Origin of the sequence: Arthrobacter nitrophenolicus (assembly GCF_000332815.1) — a bacterium.
GTDB classification, from domain to species: domain Bacteria; phylum Actinomycetota; class Actinomycetes; order Actinomycetales; family Micrococcaceae; genus Arthrobacter; species Arthrobacter nitrophenolicus.
The window spans coordinates 20,778-42,688 of sequence record NZ_AOFD01000038.1 but is presented as its reverse complement, the minus strand read 5'-3'; the positions used below and the strand labels follow the sequence as shown (position 1 = coordinate 42,688).

The following is a 21,911-nucleotide window of genomic DNA, read 5'->3' as shown; positions in this document are numbered from 1 at the left end:
CGGTGCGTCGAATGACGGTGCGGGCGCCGCCGGGGCGGGCGCCGCCGTCGTGATGGCTGAAATGCTGGCCGGGACAGCCGGCGCCGGGAAGACGGCGGGGGAGTAGGCGTAGCGGACGTCCACGATGGTCTTGTCATTGACCAGGTCCAGTTCGGAGATGGTGGCCGAATGGACCTTGCCGTGCAGGACTTCCTCGAGCCGGGCGTACAATTCGCCGTCTTCGGCGATGGCGCGGTCCAGGACCACCGTCTGGTGGCGGTGGGCCGGCAGGACCCTGGGGTGGTCGCCGACGAACATCACCAGCAGGATCAGGGCCATCAGCGAGCCCGTCAGCCACAGCGGCTCGATGCCCAGCCCGGCGATCAGGCCGAGGGCCAGGGCCGAGAAGTAGTAGGCCACCTCATGCTGCGCCAGTTCGGTGGAGCGGAGCCGGATGATGGACAGGACCCCGAAGAGGCCGAGCCCCAGGCCGAGTCCTGCGGCGGAGCCGGACAGCGCCGTGGCAACGGCCAGGACGCCCACGTTCATGCCCAGGTAGGAGACCACAAGGTCGCGGCGGCGGTGCCGGCGCAGGTACAGGGCGAAGGTGAGGATGCTGATGGCGGCGAGGTCGGCAAGGATAAAAACAAGTGAATTCATGGGAGGTCTCCGGGGTGTTCTTGGTGGACTGGTAGTTACGATGCCCGCCCAAACTGTGCATGTGCTGTGACGGAACCTAGCCGGATATATGAGTGCCGGCCGGGGCTTCGCCCGAGGTCACGGGCACGGCCTTTGGGACTGGATTCCGGAGTGTTTTCCGGGAAAAGAGGTACCGCTGCTGGATGGTGAAACTGGCCGCCAAGAGCGCGATTTCCGCCAGGATCTTGGCGGGAAGGGCGGGCACGGCAACAGCCTCAAGCGCCCAGATAAGGCTGAAGCTGGCGGCCAGCAGCACTGCCGCCAGGCCGAAGTAGCGCAGCCCGGCGCTGGTGGCCGGCCTGTCCCGGCCGTGCTCAAATACCATGTTCCGGTTGACCAGGAAGTTCACCGCTGAGCTGACCGCCCGGGCGCCGAGCACGGCCAGCAGCAGGGAATCGACGATCACGGTCAGCAGCATGAACACCACCGTGTCCACCAGGAACGCAGTAAAGGACGAGGCCAGGAATTTGAGCAGCGGGGCGTAAATCCGGACGGAATCCACGACCGGCCGGAAATGCGAGCCGGAGTTGCGGTCCAGGTACACCGTGGTGATGTCCACGGATGAGATCGAATAGCCGGCCTGCGGTGCCTGCAGCAGCAGGTTGAGTTCGTACTCGTAGCGGTCGCCGCGGACCGAGCGCAGCCACGGCAGCATTGCCGCCGGGTAGCCGCGGAGCCCGGTCTGGGTGTCCGGGATGCGCTCGCCGGTGGCGAGGGTGAACAGCAGCCGGGTGGCGGTGTTGCCGATCCGGCTTCGTGGCGGGACATTCCCGGTGAATGCCCGGCTGCCCAGCACCATGGTGGCCGTGCCGCGGAAGTGCCGGCTGCCGTCCCCGCTGCCGTCCTCCGTGGGGTTCGCACGGGTGGTGTTCGCTTCGACGGCGGCGGCCACCTTAAGGATGTCCGACGGCGTGTGCTGCCCGTCGCTGTCAGCGCACACCACGTCCTGCCCGGGAACGTTGTCCTCGATGAAGCCGAACCCGGCCTTGAGCGCGAAGCCCTTGCCCCTGTTGCGGGCGTAACTGATGACGTGGCACCCCAGTGCGCGGACGCCGTCGAACACGTCCTTGTACGCCGGGCCGCTGCCGTCATCAACCACCACGACGGCGGCGCGCGGCTCGGCGGCGCGGAGGGCCCGGATGAGCTCCGGCAGCTGCTGGCCTGGCTGGTAGGCCGGGATCAGGATGATCATGGCCGGGCCTACCCTGCGATGTAGAGGATGTCGGAGGTGCCGCGCTCCTTGTTCTGGCCCAGCGGGTTGTTCACCAGCCCGCCGTTGAAGTACATGGTGGACGAGCCGCCGCCGTCGATGTTGTACGCGGTGGTGGCGCCCAGGTCCTGCATGATTTCCGCGAGTCCGGTCATGGTGACGCCGGCGCTGTAGCCCGGACTGCGGCCGTCCACCACCACGAACACCAGGTGGTTTTCGTCGATGACGCCCACCGCGGTGCGCGGCTGTTCGCCCTGGATGGAGTGGTTGCCGAAGTTGGTGTCCACCTCCACGTCCTCGATACCCTCGGCCACCTCGCCGTTGTCCAGCAGGGACGGGCCGAAGGAGAGGGTGTTCCAGACGCCGTCCGCCACCAGTTGCTCGGCGGTGGTGGTGGTTTCGTCGTAGACCTTGACCGTGCCGTCGCGGTAGAAGGCCAGTCCCTGGCGGGCGCCCTCATCGCGGAACACCACGCCGTTGCGGATCACGATGCCGGTATCGCGGAAACCGTAGTAGTCGCCGTTGATGGCGAAGATGGCGTTGTTTGCCTCGGCGATGGCGGAGGTGGTTTCGGTGATGTTTTCGCCGAAGCTGTCGTTGGCGAAGGCGGACTGGAGGGTGGTGGCGTCGCCCAGGACGACGTCGGCCACGTAGTAGGTGACGGTGCTGTCGCCGCTGCCGGTGGTCACCGTGGAGATGGTGATGTCCGAGGACTCGGAGGAGTAGGTGGTGTCCGTGGTGACGGCGGCGGAGGTGGAGGTTCCTGCCTGGACGGCGGACGTGGTGGTGCCGGACTGGCTTGCCTGGTACGCGGAGACGTCGGAGATTTCCACGTGCTGGATGACGAACCTGTCCAGTGCCCAGGCGGTGGCACCGCCGGCGGAGAGGGTGAGGGCCACCGCGCCTGCGATGACGGCGCGCCGGACGCGGCCGGGTTTACGGGAAGTTTTCTGCTGCTGGGTCATGCCCCATTTCTAGGCAGCCAAGTTAGCAGCAGGGTTTGCCCTATATGTGCGGGGCCTGTGAAACGGGGGCGGGGGACAGCTGCAGTGCCAGGTCCCGGAGCTCGGTGGGCCGGAAGGGTTTGGTGAGGTACGCCGCGGCACCGGAAGCCATCCCGGCCAGCAGGTCGTCGTTCTCGGACCGGGCCGTCAGGAACAGCAAAGGGGCCTTGCTGAGCTCGCGGATGGCGCGCGCCACCACGTGCCCGTCCATGTCCGGCAGGCCAACGTCCAGGGTGACCAGCGCAATGGCGGGATCCCCGGCCGCGGCGATTGCCTCTTCCCCGGTCGAGACCACCTGCACCTCGAATCCGGCGCGCGAGAGAATCACGGTGATCAGTCCACGGATGTCCTTGTCGTCTTCGACGACAAGGCAGACCCTTTTATTTTCCATCGCAGCCCCCCGGCAAAAGTTGGCCTAATTCTACCTGCGCCGGGGCGCTTTGCGGAGGCAATGACTAGCCGTCGTAATGTGTGCGCGCCGGGCCCTGGCCCAAAGCGTTGACGACGGCGGCCGCCACGTCGTGCAGCTTCGAGTTGCGGGTGCTGGACGCCGTCTTGAGGATCTCAAAGGCGTCATGCTGGCTGCAGCGGTTCTGCGCCATGATGATGCCCACGGCCATGTCGATCACGGTGCGGGATTCCAGCGTGGCGCGCAGGTTGGCTGCCGTTTCGCTGTAATGCGCGAAACGCACGGCCAGGCGCAGCGCGAGTGACGTCTGGCTAACGAAATCCTCGGCGAATTCGAGGACCCGGCCATCAAAGCGGTTGGGCCTGCGCGAATAGAGCAGCAGGGCAGCCTTGGTTTCGCCTTCCAGGTGGAACGGCAGCGCCACGACGGAACGGACCCCCTCCGCGGCCATGGCGGCGGAGTACTCGGGCCACCGCCCGTCCGCCCCGAGATCCGGAACGTGCACGGTCTCCCGGGTGGTGGAGGCAGTCAGGTTGGGAGCTTCTGCGAACTGGTGCTCAAGGAGGCCAAGGGCCTTTGCCTCCGGGCTGCTGCTGGCCACGGTGGCGGCCTTGCGCTGCCGGAGCAGGGTGATGGCGCACAGCATTTCGTCGCCTGGCTCGGAAAGATTGCGGGCAGACACCTGCGCCAGTTCGGTGAGGAAATCCTCGACGTCCGAGCTGTTCAGGACCAGCTCATGCAGGTGCTCTGTAATGGATGTATCGGTTTTTGCTGTTGACTCGCTGGCCACGGTTTTTCTGGTGCCATTCGCTCAGGTCAAACAACCCGGCAACACACACGGGCCGCTGGAGAGGCGGGGAACCGGTGGAGGTCGCTGGATAGATGAACTGTCCAACGGCCTGCTGCTAAACCGATATGTCCGAGTATATACATCCCGGCGTCAGGCCTGACGTCACATTCATCCGCGCCGGAACGCGCCACTCTGGCGCACTGCCGGTGTTCCCGGCAGAATGAAGCAGGTGCCGGCGCCCCGGCGGCAGGCCGGAGGCCCGCGCCAGCTTCCCTGGAAGGGACACGAACATGACCAGACTGCTCATCATCGGTCCGCCCGGCTCGGGCAAGGGAACCCAGGCCGAACACCTGGCCCGGCACTTCGGCGTCCCTGCGGTCTCCACCGGGGATATCTTCCGGAGCAACGTGAGCAGGGAGACGGACCTGGGCACCCAGGCGGCCAGATACCTCGACGGCGGCGACTTCGTCCCGGACCACCTCACCAACGCCCTGGTGAAGGACCGGCTGCTGGATAGCGACGTCCAGTCCGGCTTCCTGCTGGACGGCTACCCGCGCACCGCACCCCAGGTGGTGGAACTGGACAACCTGCTCGCCTCCCGGGGACTCGCCCTGGACGCCGTCATCGAGCTAAGGGCACCGGACGCCGAACTCGAGCAGCGGATGCGCCGGCGCGCTGAGGAACAGGGGCGCACGGATGACACCGTGGACGTGTTCCGCCGCCGGCTCGACCTCTACCACACCGAGACCCACGAGGTGGTCTCGGTCTATGCGGGCCGGGGGATCCTGGTGCCGGTGGACGGCAGCGGCGACCCGGCCGACATCACCGCGCTGGCGATCGCCGCCGTCGAAAAGTTCCTTGCCACACCCCGCGCCTGATTCCGGTGCGGACAACCAACCGAAGGACATCCTGATGAGAATTGCCGTTACCGGCGGAAGCGGAAAACTCGGCCGGCACGTGGTGCGCCGGCTCACCGATGACGGACACCAGGTCCTCAACCTGGACCGGGACGGGGCACGGAGCCCCGGGCTGCTGGTGGTGGACCTGCGCAACTACGGCCAGGTGGTGGATGCGCTGCTGGGCGTGGACGACAGGCACAGCGGCTTCGACGCCGTGGTCCACCTGGGTGCCATCCCGGCGCCGGGCATCCTTCCGGACGCGGCTACGTTCGAGAACAACATGCTCTCCACCTACAACGTCTTCCAGGCGGCCCGGCGCGCGGGCATCAAGAAAGTGGTGTACGCCTCCAGCGAGACGGTGCTGGGACTGCCATTCGACGTCGACCCGCCCTACATCCCGGTGGACGAGGAATACCCTGCCCGGCCGGAAAGCACCTACTCCCTGGTCAAGCACCTCGAGGAGCAGATGGCCGTGGAGCTGACGCGGTGGGATCCGGAACTGAGCATCGTGGGCCTGCGCTTCTCCAACGTCATGGACGTGGAGGACTATGCCCGGTTCCCGTCCTTCGACGCCGATGCAATGCTGCGGAAGTGGAACCTCTGGGGCTACATCGACGGCCGGGACGGGGCCCAGGCGGTGGCACGGGCCCTGGAGAACGGCAGGCCCGGGTTCGAGGCCTTCATCATCGCCAACGCGGACACGGTCATGGACCGGTCGAGTGCCAGCCTCGCCGCCGAGGTCTTCCCGGCGGTCAAGGTGACCAAGGAACTGGCCGAGCACGAAACCATGCTGTCCATCGACAAGGCCAGGCGGCTCCTGGGGTTCGAACCTGTTCACAGCTGGCGGGACCACCGGCCGTAGCCCGGCGGGCACGGTACCGGGAGGGGTCCAAGGCAGGGTCGAGGGCAGGGGCCGGCGGCGGAAAACCCGGCGCCCGCAGGAATGCGCGCGCAGGAATGTCCAAGGGTTCCCGCAGGATCCTGCAAAGACCCTCCGGCGGGCACATTTGCTCCTATTCTGGTGGTAACAGCGGTGGTTCCCCCGCCTCCGCACCCCCAACGCCACCACGAAGGACCCCAAAATTCGCACCCCATCTTTTGTGCTGCCCGCAGCCGCAGCACTGGTCTCAGCCGTCGCCCTGACCGCCACGTCCGTCCCTGCCGCAGCGGCACCGAAAGAGGACGCGGGCACTGCGGGCCGCTACATCGTCCAGTTCGCTGCGAATGCCGATGTGGAAGCCGAGGCGGCAAACCTGCGCGGGCAGGGGCTCGGCGTCGGCCGCACCTTCAAGAACGCGCTCCGCGGCGCAGTGATCACGGCCAACCCCGCCCAGGCCGAGGCGCTGGGCCGCTCCGGCCGCGTCCTGTCGGTGGAGGCGGACGCCCCCGTCAGCATCTCAGGCACCCAGCAGCCCTCGCCGTGGGGCCTTGACCGCGTGGACCAGCGCAGCCTGCCGCTGTCCGGCTCCTACTCGTGGACCGCTGCCGGGGCCGGTGTGACCGCCTACGTGGTGGACACCGGGGTCCTGGCCTCGCACGCCGACTTCGGCGGCCGGGTGGCGGCGGGCTGGACCGCGGTTGCTGACGGCCTGGGCTCCGGCGACTGCAACGGCCACGGCACACATGTGGCCGGGACCGTGGCCGGATCCACCTACGGCGTGGCCAAGGCGGCCACCGTGGTGCCCGTCCGGGTACTCGACTGCAAGGGTTCCGGCTACAACTCGGACGTGGTGGCCGGACTGGACTGGATCGCGGCCCACCATCCGGCAGGCGTGCCGGCGGTGGCCAACCTCAGCCTGGGCGGCGCTGCCAGCACGGCGGTGGACACGGCCATCCAGGCTGTGATGAACGACGGTGTCTCCGCAGTGGTTGCCGCCGGCAACTCCGCCGTGGACGCGTGCGGCAGTTCTCCCGCCCGGGTCCCCGCGGCCGTCACCGTGGCTGCCAGCGATTCGGCAGACCGGCAGGCGTCCTTCTCCAACTACGGCTCCTGCGTGGACCTGTACGCCCCCGGCGTGGGCATCACCTCCACGTACTACACCTCCGCCACGGCAACGGCCTCCATGTCCGGTACGTCCATGGCCGCGCCCCACGCCGCGGGCGCTGCCGCCGTGCTGCTCTCGCAGAACCCGGCCCTCACCCCGGCGCAGGTAGCCGGGTCACTCGTGTCCAACGCGACCGCCGGCGTCATCAGCGGTGCCACCAGCGGAACCCCCAACCGGCTGCTGTACGCCGGGGCCGTAGCTGCTGCACCCGCGCCCGCCCCGGCTCCTGCGCCCACCGTCACGGCCGTGGCTCCCGGCGCGAACGCCACCTCGGTGGGGACCGGCACCAACGTGACGGCCACCTTCAGCACTGCAGTGCAGGGCGTCTCCGCGGCCACCTTCGTGCTCAAGAACGCGGCCGGCAGCAGCGTTCCGGCCACCGTCACCTATAACGCGACCACCCGGACCGCCACCCTTGACCCCTCGGCCAGCCTCGCCGCCGATACCGTGTATACGGCGTCGCTGGTGGGCGGTTCGGCCGCCATCCGGGATGCAGCCGGAACCCCGCTGGCCTCCAGCAGCTGGACCTTCCTGACCGGGCCCGCCCCGGTGGTCACCGGCACCATCCCAACCAGCAACAAGCTGCTGGTGCGGCGCGGCAACAACATCAGCGTGAGCTTCAGTGAGGCGGTCCAGGGCGTCAACGGCACCACCTTCACGGTGAAGAACTCCGCCACCGGAGACGTGGTACCGGCCACCGTTTTCCGGAACGGCACCACCAACCAGTGGATCCTGGACCCGCAGCAGGCGCTGGCTGCCAAAACCAAGTACACCGTGACGGTCACCGGCGGCGGGACCGCGGTCCGCGACCTCGCCGGGAACCAGCTGGCCACCCGCACCTGGCAGTTCACCACCGGCTCCTTCTAAGCGGTTCGAGCCAGGGCAGCAGCTAAGGCAGCTCGACGAGGAACTCCGTCCTGCCCTGGGCCACGCCATTGACCTGCAGCTCCAGCGCATGGACACCCGGATAGTGCACCCTGGTGGTCATCTGCCGGAAGGCATGGCGCTTGGTCACGCTCCGGCTCTCCCCCGGGCCAAGGGTCACGGTGGAGATCTTGAAGACCTTGGCGGACTCGCGGCCGTTGGCTTTGCGGTAATGCACCCGGTAGTCCAGGGCGAGGCGCACGTCCCCGTTTCCGGTGTTGGTGACGGCGAACGTGAACGCCAGCTCGTCCGGCAGGGTGAGAACGTTCCGGTCCAGGCTCGGGCCGCTGACGTCCACCTGCGGGTGTGAAGCCGAGCAGTGCCAGCGCGTCAGGATGTCCCTTCTTGACCAGCGTCCGCAGGCCGTGCCGGACCAGCCGGGCCGTGTTGGCGTCCGGCGCGGTGAGCCAGCGCCGCGCCGTGTCCACTACCGGGTCCGGGGCATGCCGGGCGAGATCGTTCAGGTGGTTGGCCACCGAGCGGCGCACATACTCCGATGGGTCCCGGTAAAGGGCGTCGAGGATGGGGATGGTGGCCTGCGGCCGCTGGATAAGGGAGGGCACGCGGACAGCCCACGGCAGGTAGGGGCGGGTGCCCTCGCTCGCCAGGCGCCGGACGTGTTCATCCGCGCTGTCTGCCCACTCCCGGGCTGCTGCCAGGGCCCGTTCAGGGTCGCGTGCGAGGAGCCGGCGGACAGCGAACTCGCTGGTGAGCCTGGGCGTGAGTGCCGCCATGAGCGCCAGGCAGTCGTCGAAATCCCCCGCAGCTCCGGAGTCCAGGGCAAGAGTGACAGCCGCCTCGGACACCGGCCAGACGAACCAGCCGGTGAACTCCGGAACCTGCAGGGCCGCACGGAAGCTTCGCGCCGCCGTCGCATAGCCGGGGGAGGGGCTGCCGGCGATGTCAGCCACGAGGGCCCCGGCCAGCAGGTCGGTACGGGCGCGCAGGACCAGACGGTCCAGTCCCGACGCGGCAGCGGCTGTCCGGTCCCACCGGATCGCCGGGGCCGTTTGCCCCAGGATCCGGGTAAGGGTTCTTACGCTGCCGGCGTTGATCAGCTCGTTCATGGCACCCATGCAGTCAGGCTAGCGCGGGGGTACGACGATCCAGGACCCGCGCAACCCGGCCGGACGGAAGATTCCTCCGGAAGCGGCACCAATGTCCGGCAGGCGGGATAATCTTCACCCTAAGCAATTTCGCACCTAGGGACGGGTATGACAGTGGGGCAGCACGAATCATCGGGGTCGGGAACCGGGAAGCATGTGGGGAAGTGGCGGTACTTCCACGACAAGTTCGTGGTGGAGGAACGCTACCTCGACCCTGCCGACCGGCGGGGCCTCTACCGGGCGTCAGTCATCCTGGTGGTGGCCGGCGTGGCGCTCTTTGCGGCCACCCTCATCAGCGTGCTGCAGGCGGACGGGCTCTCCGCGGCGGACGGCCCCGTCCGTGACTGGCTGCTCGGCCTGAGGTCCAACACCCTCACCGCCATCATGATTTTCCTTGCCGTGGTTTTCGGCCCCATAGCGCTGCCCATCATCCTCCTGGTCGTGGTGGTGGCCTGGGGCTTCGCGGCCAAGCATGCCTGGCGGCCCATCCTGCTGGCCTCCGCGATGCTGACGGGCGTCATCATCTCGCAGATCATCCTCCAGATCGTGCGGCGCTCGCGGCCTCCCGTGGACCAGATGCTCTTCGGCATCGACCACACGTTCTCGTTCCCCTCCGGGCACGTCCTGGGGGCCTGCGACTTCCTGCTGGTGGGCGCCTTCCTGATCTTCTCCCGGCGGAAAAACACCCGCGCCGCGGTGTGGGGCTTTGTGGGGGCGGGCTTCGGCATTTTCCTTGCGGCGCTGAGCCGGCTGTACCTGGGCTACCACTGGCTCAGCGACGCGCTCGCCTCGGTCTCCCTCTCGCTCATCATCCTGGGCGGCGTGATTGCCGTGGACACCTGGCGGACCGCGCGGGTTCCGGGGGAGCGGATCACCGGGGAGCTGTCCAAGGCGGAGACGCCGCGGGACTAGCCTGCGTTTTTCACGCAGGCGGCCGGGACCTCGCCCGTTTCAGGGCGCGGTGCAGCTTCACGTTGGCCGCCTCCAGTTCCAGCACCTTGGCCACGCCTGCGAGGTTCAGCCCCTGTTCCAGGAGTTCGCCAATCCTTAGCAGCACGGCGATGTCGTCGTCGCTGTACTGGCGGGTGCCACCCGCCGTCCGGGACGGGGTCAGCAAGCCCTTGGTCTCATACAACCGGATGTTCTGCTGGCCCGTCCCCGCCAGCTTGGCTGCAACCGAAATGGCGTAGAGCGCGCGCCCGCTGGCTGGGCGCGGCGCCCGTCCTGCTCCGTCTGCCATCGTGCCTCCAAAAATCGTCGTCCGGCGGTATTGCCTCAGTTTCCCACGGGTGCTATAAAAAATCTATATCCACCACCATAGATCGGCGGATGGATACGGAACCGATCCAACACCTACAAGCTGAAGGAGTGGGAAAAATGATGTTGATGCGTACGGACCCGTTCCGCGAGCTGGACCGGCTCACGCAGCAGGTCTTTGGAACCGCCGCCCGCCCGGCTGCCATGCCCATGGACGCCTGGCAGGAAGCCGGTGAATTCGTGGTGGCATTTGACCTTCCGGGCGTCAATGTTGACTCGCTGGACCTCAATGTTGAACGCAACGTCCTCACCGTCCGGGCCGAGCGCAAGGACCCCACACAGCCGAACGTCGAACTGGTCGCTGCCGAGCGTCCGCGCGGTGTGTTCAGCCGCCAGCTGATCCTGGGCGACACGCTGAACACGGACAACATCAAGGCAAGCTACGACCAGGGTGTCCTGACCCTGCGGATACCCGTCGCCGAACAGGCAAAGCCGCGCAAGATCGAGATTGAGACGCAGCAGGGCCAGAAGCAGCAGATCTCAACCTAGCTCCCCGCATGGCAGGGCACGCGCACGGCGCCGCCCTGGCAGCGATGTTCCTGTCCGAACGGCGGCGCCGGCCTTCCGGCCCAGGCGCCGCCGGTGCGGAGGCCACGATGACTGACACCCCCGATTACTACGCCACCCTGCACGTCCGGCCGGAGGCCAGCCAGCAGGACATTTCCCGGGCCTACCGGGCCCTGATGCGCAGCCACCATCCCGACATGGAGGGCGCTACTGACCCGGAAGGTGAACTGCTGCGGATCATGCAGGCCTTCAGCGTCCTGCGCGATCCGCAGCGCCGCGCCGCCTACGACAAACAGCAGGCGGCCTCCCGTCCGAGGGTAATTCCCGTGCGGAAAGTGCCCGCCCGCGGCGGAGCCTCCGGACCGGCCATCAGGGTCACCCCCGTGCGCTGGGAAAGCGGGCCCTGGTCCTAGCAAACGGCGTGCAGCGAGTGTTTGGAGTATTCCCAATGAAAACAGCAAGGAAACCCGCAAGGAGGCGGAGATCTGCATGAGCGATTGGCGGCGCTACGATTCACACCTGATTCCGGCATTCCATGAACGCTTTGAGCAGCGGTGGGGTGTTGGGACGGCACCATTCCTCGACCCGGAAGCGCACGAGGAGCCCCTGCCCCGGGCGCAATGGATCAACCCGGCAACGGGTGCGGCACTTGCTGTGGTGCCGGTGTGGACGGGCGATGAAAAGCAGCAACGGTCCTTTGGCGTGTTCTACCTGCCGCCTTCCGGGGACATCTGGGTCCTGCGCCCGGGCTATACCGCCTACCTGGAACCCGCGGACGGTGAAACGGAGCACCTGGTGACCCTCCGCAACGACGCGTTCCGCAAGGCCGTGGCGCACGCCAAGGAGTTCCTGTTCGGCTCGCAGTGACCCACCATATCCCGGCTCGTCAGGGGACCTTGGCTGTGCCATCCTGAGACGTACTTATCCACTGTGACAAAGGCCCGCCCATGCATATCACCGCCAAGGAACTCGCAGCTCTCATCCCTCCCGGCTTCACCCTGGGTGTTGCCACCGCCGCCTTCCAGATCGAAGGGGCGCTGGACGAGGACGGCCGCGGGCCCGCCGGCTGGGATGTGTTTGCCGCGAAGCCGGGCGCCATCGTGGAGGGCCACAGCCCGGTCACGGCCTGCGACCACTACCACCGGATGCCCCAGGACGTGGCCCTGATGAAGCAGCTGGGCGTGGACTCCTACAGGTTCTCCTTCGCCTGGCCGCGGATCCAGCCCACCGGCAGCGGACCGGCCAACAAGGCGGGGCTGGCCTTCTACGACCGGCTTTTGGACGAGCTGCTGGCCAGCGGAATCTCGCCCATGGCCACCATCTACCACTGGGATACCCCGCTGGCATTGGACGAGGCGGGCGGATGGCTGAACCGGGACACCGCGTACCGGCTGGGGGAGTACGCCGGGATCCTGGCCGAGGCCTTCGGTGACCGGGTGGCCCGGTGGGTCACCATCAACGAGCCTGCCACCGTGAGCACCAACGGCTACTCCCTTGGCCTGCACTCGCCCGGCAAGGAGCTGCTCCTGGGGGCCTTCCCCACGGTCCACCACCAGCTGCTGGGGCACGGTCTGGCCGTGCAGGCACTGCGGGCCGCCAAGGTGCCGGGCGAAATCGGCATGACCAATGTCTACTCGCCCATGGTGCCGAACTCGATCAATCCGCTGGACCGCATCAGCGCCGGGCTGATGGACCTCGCCCAGAACCGGCTCTACGCGGACCCGGTGCTCACCGGCAAATACCCGGACCTGATCCGGGCGGCCAAGTTCTTCTCCTCCTTCGAGCACCCCGAGGAGGACATGGCGGTTATCTCCCAGCCGCTGGATTTCTACGGGCTCAACTACTACATGCCCACCAAGGTGGCGGTGGGCCCGGGTGGCGGCGCAGTGCCCGCGAGCATGGCCGAAGCCATGGGCAGTGACCTCAGCGCGGCCGGCAGCGGCGGTACCCCGTTCCACGTGGAGACCTGGCCGGAAGCGGACATCACGTCCTACGGCTGGCCGGTGAAGCCGGAGTACATGGCGGTGGCCCTGAAGGAGATGGCGGAGCGGTATCCCAACCTGCCGCCGGTGATCCTCACCGAGGGCGGTGCCAGCTTCGAGGACATCATTGTCCGGGACAAGTCCACCAATACCAGGTTCATCCCGGACGAGCGCCGGCTGAAGTATCTCTCGGACCACCTGGAGACGGCGCTGCGGGCAACCTCCCCGGGCGGCGAGGCGGAGTCGGTGGACCTGCGCGGATACTACGTCTGGTCGCTGCTGGACAACTTCGAGTGGTCCGCCGGGTACAACCAGCCGTTCGGGCTCCTGCACGTGGACTTCGAGACGCTGGAGCGGACGCCCAAGGCCTCGTACTTCTGGCTCCAGGAACTGATCGAGGAACGCGACTTGGCCGTGGCCGCAGGTGCCGCCATCGCGCAGGCTGTGGTGCCGGAGGAGTTTGAAACGGAAGCGCCCGACGACGGCGTGTCCCCGCTGGGTGCCAGCGCCTGAGCCTGCGCCGGGCTTAGAGCATTCCCAGCATGGTCAGCTGCTTGGCCATTCCGGCGCCGTCCGGGGAGTAGATCCAGGGGACCTTGGAGGCGGTGTGGTCGCCGTCCTCCGAGTGGCCGCCGGCAAACACGGACTCGCTGACGGAGAGCTGGCGGATGGCGATGGCCGCCACCTTGTCCGGGTTTTCGCTGGCGAAGCCCGAATAGATGGCTTCGTCATGCTGGCCGTTGTCGCCGATCAGGAGCCACCGCATGTCCGGGAACTCCTTGCTCAGCCGATCCAGGTTGCGGTGTTTGTGCTCCTGCCCGCTTCGGAACCAGCGGTCGTGGGTCAGCCCCCAGTCCGTCAGCAGCAGGGCACTTCGGGTACATGTTGCGGGTCAGGAACCGTGCCAGCGTGGGAGCGGCGTTCCACGGGCCGGTGGACAGGTAGATCACCGGGGCGTCGGGGTGTTCGATGGTCAGCCGGTCCAGGAGGACGGCCATGCCGGGGGTGGCCATGCGGGCGCGTTCGTTGAGCACGAAGGTATTCCACAGGGCCAGGAACGGACGTGGCAGGGCAGTGACCATGACGGTGTCGTCAATATCGGAAACGATGCCGAACTTCACGTCGGGGGCGATCACCTGGATGAGGGCCTCGGCGGGCTCGGTTCCTTCAGCGCGCAGCATGGCGGTGTGCCAGCCGGGGGTCAGCTGGACGCTGACCTCGGTGTCAATGAGCCCGCCCCGGTCCGCGCGGACGTGGGTGACAACATCGCCGATGGTGATTTCGACGTCGGTGAACTGCAGCGGCACCCCGGTGAACGCCCGCCAGCCGCGGATGTTCTGGTTGCCGTTCTTCGCCGCGGTTTCGGCCTTGCTGCCCGGCCGCGGCTTTTGCGTCATCAGGACCCGGCCCAGCACGCGGACCAGGGTGGTGGAGCCGTATCCCTGGTAGGCGATGGTCTGAGGCACGAAATCCCAGCGTTTGGCGAGCTTGATCCGGACGCCGTTGAAGGTGTCGGAGATCCTGTGGGCAAGGCGGAAAACCTGGTTGCCGGACAGCCCGGGCGCGGTGTCCACGGCCTGGCTGGAAGGGTTGGCGGGGTTCCGGTGCGAATCCTGCGGCGCGGTGTCCATGGCTCCACTCTGCCACAGGGCGCCGGCCGGCGAGGAGCCCGTGGTAACGTGACGCCGCTCCCTGGTGTTGCCCTCCCGCGTCAGCCCGTCCCAAGGATGCCGCGCAGGGTCTCCGCGTTCCGTACTGCGTTGCCGCCGCCGTCGTTATTGAAATAGGCGTAGACATCCAGGCCGTCAGCCGCCCAGCCTCGGATCCTGTCCGCCCACCAGTGCAGGTCGGCGTCCGAGTAGGAGCCTGCGTACAGGTGCTGGTGGTCCGGACCGTGCAGCCTGACGTAGGCGAACGGTGCCGTGGTGCGCAGGAGGCAGGGCAGATTGGCGCCGCTCATGATGCAGTAGGCGGCGTTGTGCCGTTCGAGCAGGCTGAACACCTCCGGGCTGTCCCACGTGGGGTGCCGGAATTCCACGGTGACCCGGATCCAGGGCGGAACTGCGGCCAGGAAGTAGTCCAGCCGGGCATCGTCGCGTTCCATTTGCGGCGGCAGCTGGACCAGCAGGACCGCACGCTTGTCTCCGAGTTCATGCCAGCAGCGTTCGATCCGCTCCAGCCACACCTCGGGGGAGTAGAGCTTCCTGGCATGGGTGAGGCCGCGGGGAGCCTTGACGGACATGCTGAACCCCGGGGGCAGGCGCCGGTTCCAGCCGGCGAAGGTGGTGTCCCTGGGCCAGCGGTAGAAGCTGGCATTGAGCTCAACGGTGTTGAAGCGCGCAACATAGTGCTGGAGCCGGTCCTTCACCGGCAGCCCGGGCGGGTAGAGGACGTTCTCCCAGTGGTCGTAGCTCCACCCTGACGTGCCGATATGGACTGCCACCCCTGCAGGCTACACCGAATTGTGCCTTCCGTCGGGCATCCCTCAGGGCACCTCTTATGGCAGTGTAAGGTCATGGCGCGAATAGAGGATTACGCGGTGGTGGGGGACCTGCAGACCGGTGCCCTGGTGAGCAACGAGGGCTCCATCGACTGGCTGTGCCTGCCCCGTTTCGATTCCCCCGCCTGCTTCAGCGCGCTGCTGGACACGCCCGACGCCGGCCGCTGGCTTCTGGCGCCGCGGGACGGCGGACCGTGCACGCGGCGGGGCTACCGCGACGGCACCCTGATCCTGGAGACGGAGTGGGAAACGCCCGAGGGAACGGTGCGGGTGATCGACTTCATGCCGCCCCGTGACGCGGTGGCGGACATCGTCCGCATTGTCGAAGGCGTCAGCGGCAGCGTGAAAATGCGCGGTGAACTGGTCATGCGCTTCGACTACGGGCACATCATTCCCTGGGTCCGCCGGGACAAGTACGGGCTGCACGCCATTGCAGGCCCGGATGCGGTCTATTTCGTCACGCCCGCGCCCCTCCAGAGCGAGAACATGCACACCATCAGCGAGTTCACCGTCAGTGCAGGCGAGCGGATACCGTTCGTGCTGACGTGGGCGCCCAGCCACGTGGGCCGGCCGCATACCGTGGACGCGGAGAAGGTCCTGGCCACCACGTATGCCTTCTGGCGCGGCTGGGCGTCGCAGTGCACCGTCAAAGGCGAATACCAGGAGGCCGTGCTGCGCTCCCTGGTCACGCTGAAGGCCCTGACCTACGCACCAACCGGGGGAATCGTGGCGGCCGTGACGACGTCCCTGCCGGAGCAGCTGGGCGGCCCGCGCAACTGGGACTACCGGTACTGCTGGCTGCGGGACGCCACCATGACGCTCCAGGCGCTCCTTGCCGCCGGATACAGCGCCGAAGCCGCCGCCTGGCGGGACTGGCTGCTGCGCGCCGTCGCCGGTGATCCCGCGGACCTGCAGATCATGTACGGGATCCACGGCGAACGGCGGCTGCCCGAGATGGAGCTGTCCTGGCTGAAGGGCTACGAGAACTCATCCCCGGTGCGGATCGGCAACGGTGCGGCGGAACAGCTGCAGCTGGACGTCTGGGGGGAGGTGCTGGACTGCCTGGCGCTGACCCGCAACTCGCTGCTCAAGCACACGGACGAGGCCTGGGACCTGCAGTGCGCCCTGATGGCGCACCTGGAGACCATCTGGGACCAGCCGGACAACGGACTGTGGGAGATGCGCGGCCCGCGCCGGCATTTCACCCACTCCAAGGTGATGGCATGGGTGGCCGCGGACCGGATGGTGAAGGGTGTCCGCGAGTCAGGGCTGCCGGGACCCGTGGAGCGCTGGGAGACACTCCGGGACACCATCCACCGCGACGTCATGGCCAACGGGTTCGACGCCGCCCGCAACACGTTCGTCCAGTCCTACGGGAGGCCTGAGCTGGACGCCAGCCTCCTGCTGATCCCGCGCGTCGGGTTCCTCCCGCCGGATGATCCGCGGGTCATCGGAACCATCGAGGCCATCCAGCGCGAGCTGACCGAGGACGGCTTCGTGCTGCGCTACCGCCCGGCCGAGAGCGACGACGGGCTGCCGGGTGACGAGGGCGTCTTCCTGGCCTGCTCCTACTGGCTGGTGGAAGCACTCCTGGGGGCGGGCAGGCACGAGGAGTCCAGGCAGCTTTTCGAACGCCTGCTGGAGCTGCGGAACGATGTGGGGCTGCTGAGCGAGGAGTGGGCGGTCAAGGCCGGCCGCCAGCTGGGGAATACTCCGCAGGCTTTCAGCCACTTCGCCCTTGTGACTAGCGCTTTGGAGCTGCATCAGGATACGGTTCGCCGGAGTGATACCCCCATTCCGCCGGAGTCGGCGGAACGGCGCAGAGGCGGCGCCGGCAGGGGTACGGCTTCTCCTTCGCAGAATAGATAAGTATACTTACTAACACCTCATGGAGTGCTCCCAAAAGCACAGTGCCGTGACTGACGGAGGAGTTGATTTTTTATGGCCGGGTATTTTGAGCTCGTGGACGCGCCCGACGGCGGTTACCGCGTCCGGATGCTGGACGGGGCCGGGAACCTGATGGCGATCTCGGTGACCTTTCCCACCAAGCGGGCTGCCGCGGCGGGTGTCGCGATGGCCCGCGAAATCGCCGGCACCGGCCTGATCAGGGACAAAAGCCACGATGGAGCCGGAACTGTGATCCGGGACCGGGTGCGGCCCGTCAGTACCCCCAAGGAATCCGCGGCCCGGCACAAGAAGGCGCCGGAGGCCAAGCGGGCAGCGGTGGCTGATGGTCCCGCCGCGCACCACACCCCCTGGCGGGCAGCGCCGGGGGGTTCTCTTTGACGTCGACGGGACGCTGATCGACTCGTCCTACATCCACACCATCTCCTGGTGGGGAGCCTTCCGCCAGCAGGGGTATGACATCCCCATGGCCTCCATCCACCACTTCGTGGGCATGGGCGGGGACCGCCTGGTGGACAACCTCCTGCCGCAGGACCGGGACCGGGAGGCGGACAGGGACGTGATGGCCAGCCACGGCGCGCTGTATGCCTCCCACTGGCCGGCGCTGCGGGCCTTCGACGGCGCCAGGGACCTGCTGGCCCGCTGCCATGAGGACGGGCTTGCTGTTGCGCTCGCCTCCTCGGCGCGGAAGAAGGACCTGCAGGTCATGAAGGGCATCCTGGCCGCCGACCCCTTCATTGACGGTGCCACCTGTGCCAACGACGCCGAAAACAGCAAGCCGTCCCCGGACATCCTGGTTGCGGCCCTCGAAACGATCGGCGTGGAGGCCCGGAACGCTGTCTTTGTGGGCGATGCCGTGTGGGACATGAAGGCCGCCGCGGCCCTCGGCATCCCTCCTGTGGGAGTCACCTGCGGCGGAATCAACGCCGCAGAACTGCGTGACGCCGGCGCTGTGGAGGTGTTCGAGGGCCCGCGGGACCTGCTGGAGAATCTTGGGTCAAGCGCTATCGGCCGCCTGCTGCGGCAGGACTCCTAGGGCGCTCAGACCGTCTGCCCGCCCGTGACCGTATCCTCGTCCCCGGCATCGGCCGGCTTTGCCCAGGACACGTTGACCTTTACTGAACCGTCGTCGTTGCGGTCAATGTCCGTAACGATATCGGCCGCGCTGGCGCCCATCTCCAGGATCCTGGTGCGGTAGCTGTCGACCAGCGCCCCGAGGCTCTCCTCCGTCCATTCGCCCGGCCGCATGCGGGTGGAGATCTCGACCGGTTCCGGCTGGTACAGCGACATAGTGTTCCTCTTTCACTCCACGGGCTTAGGGCTGGCCCTTCCTACGCTAGAAGCCCCCGGCCGGGACGACAAGTATTTGATCAGCCTGCTTACTTTTTTCGGTCCAAGCCGATAGCGTCGAAGGACGGGCGTTCCGCCCCTCGGGAACACCAGCAGCGAAAGGGAAACTGTGAAAGCACTGACCTGGCAAGGAAAACGCTCGGTAAGCGTCGAGGAAGTACCGGACCCGGTGATCCAGGAACCTACCGATGCGATCGTGCGCATCACCTCGACGGCGATCTGCGGCTCGGACCTGCACCTGTACGAGGTGCTGGGCCCCTACATGCACAAAGGCGATGTGATCGGCCACGAACCGATGGGCATCGTGGAAGAGGTGGGCAGCGCCGTCACCAATCTTCGCCCCGGGGACCGTGTGGTGGTGCCCTTCAATATCTCCTGCGGCCGCTGCTACATGTGCGAACAGGGCCTGCAGTCCCAGTGTGAAACCACCCAGGTGAAGGAGAAGGGCTCAGGAGCGGCCCTTTTCGGCTACTCGGAGCTGTACGGCTCGGTCCCCGGCGGGCAGGCCGAGTACCTGCGCGTCCCGCATGCGGACTACGGGCCGGTGAAGGTGGGAACAGAGCTTCCCGACGAGCGGTACCTGTTCCTTTCCGACATCCTTCCCACCGCCTGGCAGGCCGTGGAGTATGCGGACGTCCGGCCAGGCGGCACCCTCGCCGTCTTCGGCCTGGGGCCGGTGGGCCAGTTCGCCAGCCGGATCGGCGTGCACCACGGCTTCCGCGTGGTGGGTGTGGACCCCGTCCCGGAGCGCCGCGAGATGGCGGCGCGGCACGGGGTGGAGGTGTTCGACTACACGAAGACCATTTCGGACGAACTGCGGGAGATGACCTCCGGCCGCGGCCCTGACGCGGTGGTGGACGCCGTCGGCATGGAAGCCCATGGTTCGCCGGTGGCAGGCTTCGCCCACCAGGCGCTGGGTCTCCTGCCGGACAAGCTGGCCCAGAAGGCGATGGAGACCGCGGCGTGGACCGCCTGGCTGCCCTGCACACGTCCATCGACGCCGTGCGCCGCGGCGGGACCCTCTCCCTCAGTGGCGTGTACGGCGGGCAGGCGAGCCCCATGCCGATGCTGACCCTGTTCGACAAGCAGATCCAGGTCCGCATGGGCCAGTGCAACGTCCGGCGCTGGACCGACGACCTGCTGCCCCTCGTGGAGGACGACGCCGATCCGCTGGGCGTCATGGACCTGGTCACCCACCGCTCAGGCCTGGAAGGTGCCCCTGCCTTGTACGAAAAATTCCAGAAGAAGGAGGACGGCTGCATCAAGGTGGTCCTGAACCCGGGCGCCTAGCAGAGGCTGTTCATCGCCTCCTGCGCCACGTCCTGCATCTCGAACAGCACCGGGTTCACGCCGAGGGTAGGCGGCCCGGGCGGATAGGCCACGGTCATGGCCAGCTGCTTGCTGCCGTCCTCGCTGGTCATGGCGACCGTTCCGTAGCCGTCCACATCCCCGGGAAGCCCGTAGTAGAAGCGGTTGTTGCAGGTGTTGTTCCAGCGCCGCAGGGCAAAACCGTAGTACTGCGAGTAGCCGCCCTTCATGGCGGTGACGGTGTCAGGGTCCAGCAGCCTGCCCTGCAGCAGCGCGGCGTAGAACCTGTTCACTTCCTGCACGGTGGACACGGCTCCGTTGGAGGGAGCCTCGGCCAGCCAGGCGGGGGCGGCCGCGTCCTGGGGCGTGCCCTCGATAGTGACGTAACCGTGCACCATGCCGGCGGGCCGTGGGCCGCCAAGCGTGGTTGCCGTCAGTCCAAGGGGGCCGGCAATGTCGGCGGCCAGGACCCGCCCGATGTCCTGGCCGCGGAGCCGCTCGACAATCAGCGCAAGCGCCGCGTAGTTGGATCGGGAGTAGTCGAAGATCCGTGCCAGCCTGCCGTCCCACGGCCGGGTGGCAGCGAGGCCCAGCTGCTGTTCGAGGGACAGCGGCCGGCCCGCCAGCTCCTCCCAGCGTCCGGACGCCAGCAAGGGGAGGGAGAAGTCCGGAAGCCCGGATTCATGCGTCAGCAGCTGCCGGACACTGACCGGGCCGGGCGGCTTCAGGACGGCGCCGAACTCCGGCAGGTAGTCGCTGGCCTGGCCGTCCAGGTCAAGCCTGCCCTCCTCCACCAGCTTGAGCACGGAGACAGCACCATGGACTCGGTGATGGTGCCGACGTGGACGGGGTCGGCCACCGTTGCCGCCTCCCGCGCCGCCAGGTTCCGGACCCCGGCGGCGTGGGTCCAGGTGTCCCCGCCGCTGGTGACGGCGAAGAGGACTGCCGGGGCGCCGTCGTCGACCATCCTGGAACTGAAAGCCTCCAGCAGCGCGATGGCGGCGGGCTTGTCCGGGTCCGGCGGCTCCGGCGGGCCGATGCAGCCCGGGATGGTGGCCACGAGCACGGCGGCGCACAGTGCAGCGGCGGTGCGCTGCCACCCCCTGCCGCCCCGGCGCGTACCCATGCCACCAATTTTCCCCCAAAGCGGAGGACTAGGTGAGCTTTACCTGGCGGTTCATGTCCTTGTAGAGCAGGTACCGGAACTCGCCTGGGCCGCCGGCGTAGCAGGCCTGGGGGCAGAAGGCCCGGAGCCACATGAAGTCGCCTGCCTCCACCTCCACCCAGTCGTTGTTCAGCAGGTACATGGCCTTGCCCTCGAGGACGAACAGGCCGTGCTCCATGACGTGGGTTTCGGGGAACGGGATCACGCCGCCGGGCTGGAACGTCACGATGTTGACCTGCATGTCGTGCGCCAGGTCGTTGGAGTCGGTGAAGCGGGTGGTCTTCCAGACGTCGTTGGTGTCCGGCATCGACGTCGGCTCCACGTCCTTCTCGTTGGTGACGAAGGACTTGGCCTCATACCCTTCCAGGCGCTCGTAAGCCTTGCGGATCCAGTGGAAGGACACGACGTCGTCCGAGACATTCTCCAGTCCCCACTGCGCGCCCGCGGCCAGGTAGGCGTAGCCGCCCTCCTCAAGCTGGTGCAGCTCGCCGTCCAGCGTCAGGTTGAGCTTGCCCTTGGTGACAAAGACGACGCCCTCCACGCCTTCTTCGAACTCGGCCCGCGGTGCCCCGCCGCCCGGGCCGATCTCCACGATCAGCTGCGAGAAGGTGGTGGCGAACCCGGAGATGGGGCGGGCGATAATCCACGAACGGGTGTTGCTGAAGCCCGGCAGGTTGGAGGTGACGATGTCCGTCAGCACGCCCTTCGGGATCACCGTGTAGGCCTCCGTGACGATGGCGCGCTCGGTGGTGAGGTGGGTCTGCGGCGGCAGTCCGCCGGTGGGTGTGTAGTACTTGCCCATGGAGGGATTC

General features: G+C 67.5%; 23 protein-coding genes and 3 pseudogenes. 12 read left to right on the top strand and 14 right to left on the bottom strand.

What is annotated here, in order from left to right; genetic code table 11:
• The 5 genes from G205_RS13860 to G205_RS13840 form a co-directional block, all read right to left on the bottom strand.
• Window positions 1–639, bottom strand: a 639-nt coding sequence (locus G205_RS13860) for a DUF4956 domain-containing protein (RefSeq protein WP_009358522.1), incomplete at its 3' end; no start/stop codon positions are given.
• A 76-nt stretch (window positions 640–715) separates the two neighbouring features.
• Window positions 716–1,870: a bifunctional glycosyltransferase family 2/GtrA family protein gene (locus G205_RS13855; protein ID WP_009358521.1), complete on the bottom strand. Its 1,155-nt coding sequence runs from the start codon at window positions 1,868–1,870 to the stop codon at window positions 716–718.
• Between the two features lie 8 nt (window positions 1,871–1,878).
• Complete coding sequence (locus G205_RS13850; RefSeq protein ID WP_009358520.1) at window positions 1,879–2,853, bottom strand: phosphodiester glycosidase family protein; 975 nt, start codon at window positions 2,851–2,853, stop codon at window positions 1,879–1,881.
• A 40-nt stretch (window positions 2,854–2,893) separates the two neighbouring features.
• Window positions 2,894–3,283: a response regulator transcription factor gene (locus G205_RS13845; RefSeq protein ID WP_009358519.1), complete on the bottom strand. Its 390-nt coding sequence runs from the start codon at window positions 3,281–3,283 to the stop codon at window positions 2,894–2,896.
• A 64-nt stretch (window positions 3,284–3,347) separates the two neighbouring features.
• Window positions 3,348–4,091 carry a GAF and ANTAR domain-containing protein gene (locus tag G205_RS13840; RefSeq protein WP_009358518.1) on the bottom strand — a complete coding sequence of 248 codons (744 nt, stop codon included), beginning with the start codon at window positions 4,089–4,091 and terminating at the stop codon, window positions 3,348–3,350.
• A 290-nt stretch (window positions 4,092–4,381) separates the two neighbouring features.
• On the opposite strand from G205_RS13840, the gene G205_RS13835 reads away from it, so the two are divergent.
• From G205_RS13835 to G205_RS13825, 3 genes are all read left to right on the top strand, one after another.
• Window positions 4,382–4,969, top strand: coding sequence for an adenylate kinase (locus tag G205_RS13835; protein WP_009358517.1), 588 nt, complete (start codon window positions 4,382–4,384; stop codon window positions 4,967–4,969).
• Between the two features lie 34 nt (window positions 4,970–5,003).
• Complete coding sequence (locus G205_RS13830) at window positions 5,004–5,852, top strand: NAD-dependent epimerase/dehydratase family protein (RefSeq protein WP_009358516.1); 849 nt, start codon at window positions 5,004–5,006, stop codon at window positions 5,850–5,852.
• 238 nt (window positions 5,853–6,090) lie between these two features.
• The gene (locus G205_RS13825) at window positions 6,091–7,902 is read left to right on the top strand and encodes a S8 family serine peptidase (protein WP_009358515.1); all 1,812 of its coding nucleotides are present in this window, start codon (window positions 6,091–6,093) and stop codon (window positions 7,900–7,902) included.
• Between the two features lie 22 nt (window positions 7,903–7,924).
• Here the strand turns inward: G205_RS13825 and G205_RS22960 are convergent, their stop codons facing one another.
• Entirely contained in the window at window positions 7,925–8,257 is a 333-nt protein-coding gene (locus G205_RS22960) for a hypothetical protein (RefSeq protein ID WP_235046921.1), read from the bottom strand.
• A gap of 190 nt (window positions 8,258–8,447) precedes the next feature.
• Window positions 8,448–8,693, bottom strand: a pseudogene (locus G205_RS23805) (DNA alkylation repair protein); the annotation flags it as partial.
• Window positions 8,694–9,173: 480 nt separating this feature from the next.
• On the opposite strand from G205_RS23805, the gene G205_RS13815 reads away from it, so the two are divergent.
• Window positions 9,174–9,977 (top strand): phosphatase PAP2 family protein, encoded by an 804-nt coding sequence (locus tag G205_RS13815; RefSeq protein ID WP_009358513.1) that lies wholly within the window; start codon window positions 9,174–9,176, stop codon window positions 9,975–9,977.
• A gap of 10 nt (window positions 9,978–9,987) precedes the next feature.
• Here G205_RS13815 and G205_RS13810 read toward each other — a convergent pair whose 3' ends face one another.
• Window positions 9,988–10,305, bottom strand: a complete 318-nt coding sequence (locus tag G205_RS13810) for a MerR family transcriptional regulator (protein ID WP_009358512.1) — start codon at window positions 10,303–10,305, stop codon at window positions 9,988–9,990.
• A gap of 140 nt (window positions 10,306–10,445) precedes the next feature.
• Here G205_RS13810 and G205_RS13805 point away from each other — a divergent pair, with 140 nt between their 5' ends.
• The 4 genes from G205_RS13805 to G205_RS13790 all read left to right on the top strand — a co-directional run bounded on the left by G205_RS13805 (window position 10,446) and on the right by G205_RS13790 (window position 13,384).
• Complete coding sequence (locus tag G205_RS13805) at window positions 10,446–10,871, top strand: Hsp20/alpha crystallin family protein (protein WP_009358511.1); 426 nt, start codon at window positions 10,446–10,448, stop codon at window positions 10,869–10,871.
• A gap of 8 nt (window positions 10,872–10,879) precedes the next feature.
• Window positions 10,880–11,302, top strand: coding sequence for a J domain-containing protein (locus tag G205_RS13800; protein ID WP_009358510.1), 423 nt, complete (start codon window positions 10,880–10,882; stop codon window positions 11,300–11,302).
• A 76-nt stretch (window positions 11,303–11,378) separates the two neighbouring features.
• A complete protein-coding gene (locus tag G205_RS13795; protein WP_009358509.1) occupies window positions 11,379–11,756 on the top strand; it encodes a hypothetical protein in 378 nt (125 codons plus the stop codon).
• A gap of 80 nt (window positions 11,757–11,836) precedes the next feature.
• On the top strand, window positions 11,837–13,384 hold the full coding sequence (locus tag G205_RS13790) for a glycoside hydrolase family 1 protein (protein ID WP_009358508.1): 1,548 nt from the start codon (window positions 11,837–11,839) through the stop codon (window positions 13,382–13,384).
• Window positions 13,385–13,397: 13 nt separating this feature from the next.
• On the opposite strand, the pseudogene G205_RS24075 reads toward G205_RS13790, so the two are convergent.
• Together G205_RS24075 and G205_RS13780 are read right to left on the bottom strand one after the other, a co-directional pair.
• Window positions 13,398–14,502, bottom strand: a pseudogene (locus G205_RS24075) (App1 family protein).
• 80 nt (window positions 14,503–14,582) lie between these two features.
• The gene (locus tag G205_RS13780; RefSeq protein WP_009358507.1) at window positions 14,583–15,314 is read right to left on the bottom strand and encodes a DUF72 domain-containing protein; all 732 of its coding nucleotides are present in this window, start codon (window positions 15,312–15,314) and stop codon (window positions 14,583–14,585) included.
• 72 nt (window positions 15,315–15,386) lie between these two features.
• Here G205_RS13780 and G205_RS13775 point away from each other — a divergent pair, with 72 nt between their 5' ends.
• The 3 genes from G205_RS13775 (at window position 15,387) to G205_RS13765 (ending at window position 18,312) form a co-directional block, all read left to right on the top strand.
• A complete protein-coding gene (locus G205_RS13775; RefSeq protein ID WP_052014131.1) occupies window positions 15,387–17,240 on the top strand; it encodes a glycoside hydrolase family 15 protein in 1,854 nt (617 codons plus the stop codon).
• Window positions 17,241–17,312: 72 nt separating this feature from the next.
• Window positions 17,313–17,657, top strand: coding sequence for a hypothetical protein (locus tag G205_RS13770; protein ID WP_009358505.1), 345 nt, complete (start codon window positions 17,313–17,315; stop codon window positions 17,655–17,657).
• Window positions 17,602–18,312 carry an HAD family hydrolase gene (locus G205_RS13765; protein WP_009358504.1) on the top strand — a complete coding sequence of 237 codons (711 nt, stop codon included), beginning with the start codon at window positions 17,602–17,604 and terminating at the stop codon, window positions 18,310–18,312. The genes G205_RS13770 and G205_RS13765 overlap by 56 nt, the downstream gene beginning before the upstream one ends.
• A gap of 5 nt (window positions 18,313–18,317) precedes the next feature.
• Here the strand turns inward: G205_RS13765 and G205_RS13760 are convergent, their stop codons facing one another.
• The gene (locus G205_RS13760; protein ID WP_009358503.1) at window positions 18,318–18,566 is read right to left on the bottom strand and encodes a hypothetical protein; all 249 of its coding nucleotides are present in this window, start codon (window positions 18,564–18,566) and stop codon (window positions 18,318–18,320) included.
• Between the two features lie 169 nt (window positions 18,567–18,735).
• Here G205_RS13760 and G205_RS13755 point away from each other — a divergent pair.
• Window positions 18,736–19,916 (top strand): annotated as a pseudogene (locus G205_RS13755) (zinc-dependent alcohol dehydrogenase).
• Here the strand turns inward: G205_RS13755 and G205_RS13750 are convergent.
• From G205_RS13750 to G205_RS13745, 3 genes are read right to left on the bottom strand one after another with little or no spacing between them, the layout of a single operon-like run.
• Window positions 19,913–20,740 carry a serine hydrolase domain-containing protein gene (locus tag G205_RS13750; RefSeq protein ID WP_235046920.1) on the bottom strand — a complete coding sequence of 276 codons (828 nt, stop codon included), beginning with the start codon at window positions 20,738–20,740 and terminating at the stop codon, window positions 19,913–19,915. The pseudogene G205_RS13755 and the gene G205_RS13750 sit on opposite strands and share 4 nt — an antisense overlap.
• Entirely contained in the window at window positions 20,659–21,060 is a 402-nt protein-coding gene (locus G205_RS22955) for a hypothetical protein (protein WP_235046919.1), read from the bottom strand. Before G205_RS22955 ends, G205_RS13750 begins: the two co-directional genes overlap by 82 nt.
• Window positions 21,061–21,088: 28 nt before the next feature.
• Window positions 21,089–21,901, bottom strand: a complete 813-nt coding sequence (locus G205_RS13745) for a bifunctional allantoicase/(S)-ureidoglycine aminohydrolase (protein WP_009358502.1) — start codon at window positions 21,899–21,901, stop codon at window positions 21,089–21,091.
• Window positions 21,902–21,911 lie beyond the last annotated feature (10 nt).

What these genes read in the sequence shown, in the direction of transcription:
- G205_RS13830 (WP_009358516.1), top strand. Translation starts at nt 5,004, where the DNA reads ATGAGAATTGCCGTTACCGGCGGAAGCGGAAAACTCGGCCGGCACGTG.
- G205_RS13810 (WP_009358512.1), bottom strand. Translation starts at nt 10,305, where the DNA reads ATGGCAGACGGAGCAGGACGGGCGCCGCGCCCAGCCAGCGGGCGCGCG.
- G205_RS13805 (WP_009358511.1), top strand. Translation starts at nt 10,446, where the DNA reads ATGTTGATGCGTACGGACCCGTTCCGCGAGCTGGACCGGCTCACGCAG.
- G205_RS13760 (WP_009358503.1), bottom strand. Translation starts at nt 18,566, where the DNA reads ATGTCGCTGTACCAGCCGGAACCGGTCGAGATCTCCACCCGCATGCGG.
- G205_RS13855 (WP_009358521.1), bottom strand. Translation starts at nt 1,870, where the DNA reads ATGATCATCCTGATCCCGGCCTACCAGCCAGGCCAGCAGCTGCCGGAG.
- G205_RS13765 (WP_009358504.1), top strand. Translation starts at nt 17,602, where the DNA reads ATGGTCCCGCCGCGCACCACACCCCCTGGCGGGCAGCGCCGGGGGGTT.
- G205_RS13845 (WP_009358519.1), bottom strand. Translation starts at nt 3,283, where the DNA reads ATGGAAAATAAAAGGGTCTGCCTTGTCGTCGAAGACGACAAGGACATC.
- G205_RS13775 (WP_052014131.1), top strand. Translation starts at nt 15,387, where the DNA reads ATGGCGCGAATAGAGGATTACGCGGTGGTGGGGGACCTGCAGACCGGT.
- G205_RS13815 (WP_009358513.1), top strand. Translation starts at nt 9,174, where the DNA reads ATGACAGTGGGGCAGCACGAATCATCGGGGTCGGGAACCGGGAAGCAT.
- G205_RS22955 (WP_235046919.1), bottom strand. Translation starts at nt 21,060, where the DNA reads ATGGGTACGCGCCGGGGCGGCAGGGGGTGGCAGCGCACCGCCGCTGCA.
- G205_RS13850 (WP_009358520.1), bottom strand. Translation starts at nt 2,853, where the DNA reads ATGACCCAGCAGCAGAAAACTTCCCGTAAACCCGGCCGCGTCCGGCGC.
- G205_RS13835 (WP_009358517.1), top strand. Translation starts at nt 4,382, where the DNA reads ATGACCAGACTGCTCATCATCGGTCCGCCCGGCTCGGGCAAGGGAACC.
- G205_RS13795 (WP_009358509.1), top strand. Translation starts at nt 11,379, where the DNA reads ATGAGCGATTGGCGGCGCTACGATTCACACCTGATTCCGGCATTCCAT.
- G205_RS13745 (WP_009358502.1), bottom strand. Translation starts at nt 21,901, where the DNA reads ATGGGCAAGTACTACACACCCACCGGCGGACTGCCGCCGCAGACCCAC.
- G205_RS13770 (WP_009358505.1), top strand. Translation starts at nt 17,313, where the DNA reads ATGGCCGGGTATTTTGAGCTCGTGGACGCGCCCGACGGCGGTTACCGC.
- G205_RS13800 (WP_009358510.1), top strand. Translation starts at nt 10,880, where the DNA reads ATGGCAGGGCACGCGCACGGCGCCGCCCTGGCAGCGATGTTCCTGTCC.
- G205_RS13790 (WP_009358508.1), top strand. Translation starts at nt 11,837, where the DNA reads ATGCATATCACCGCCAAGGAACTCGCAGCTCTCATCCCTCCCGGCTTC.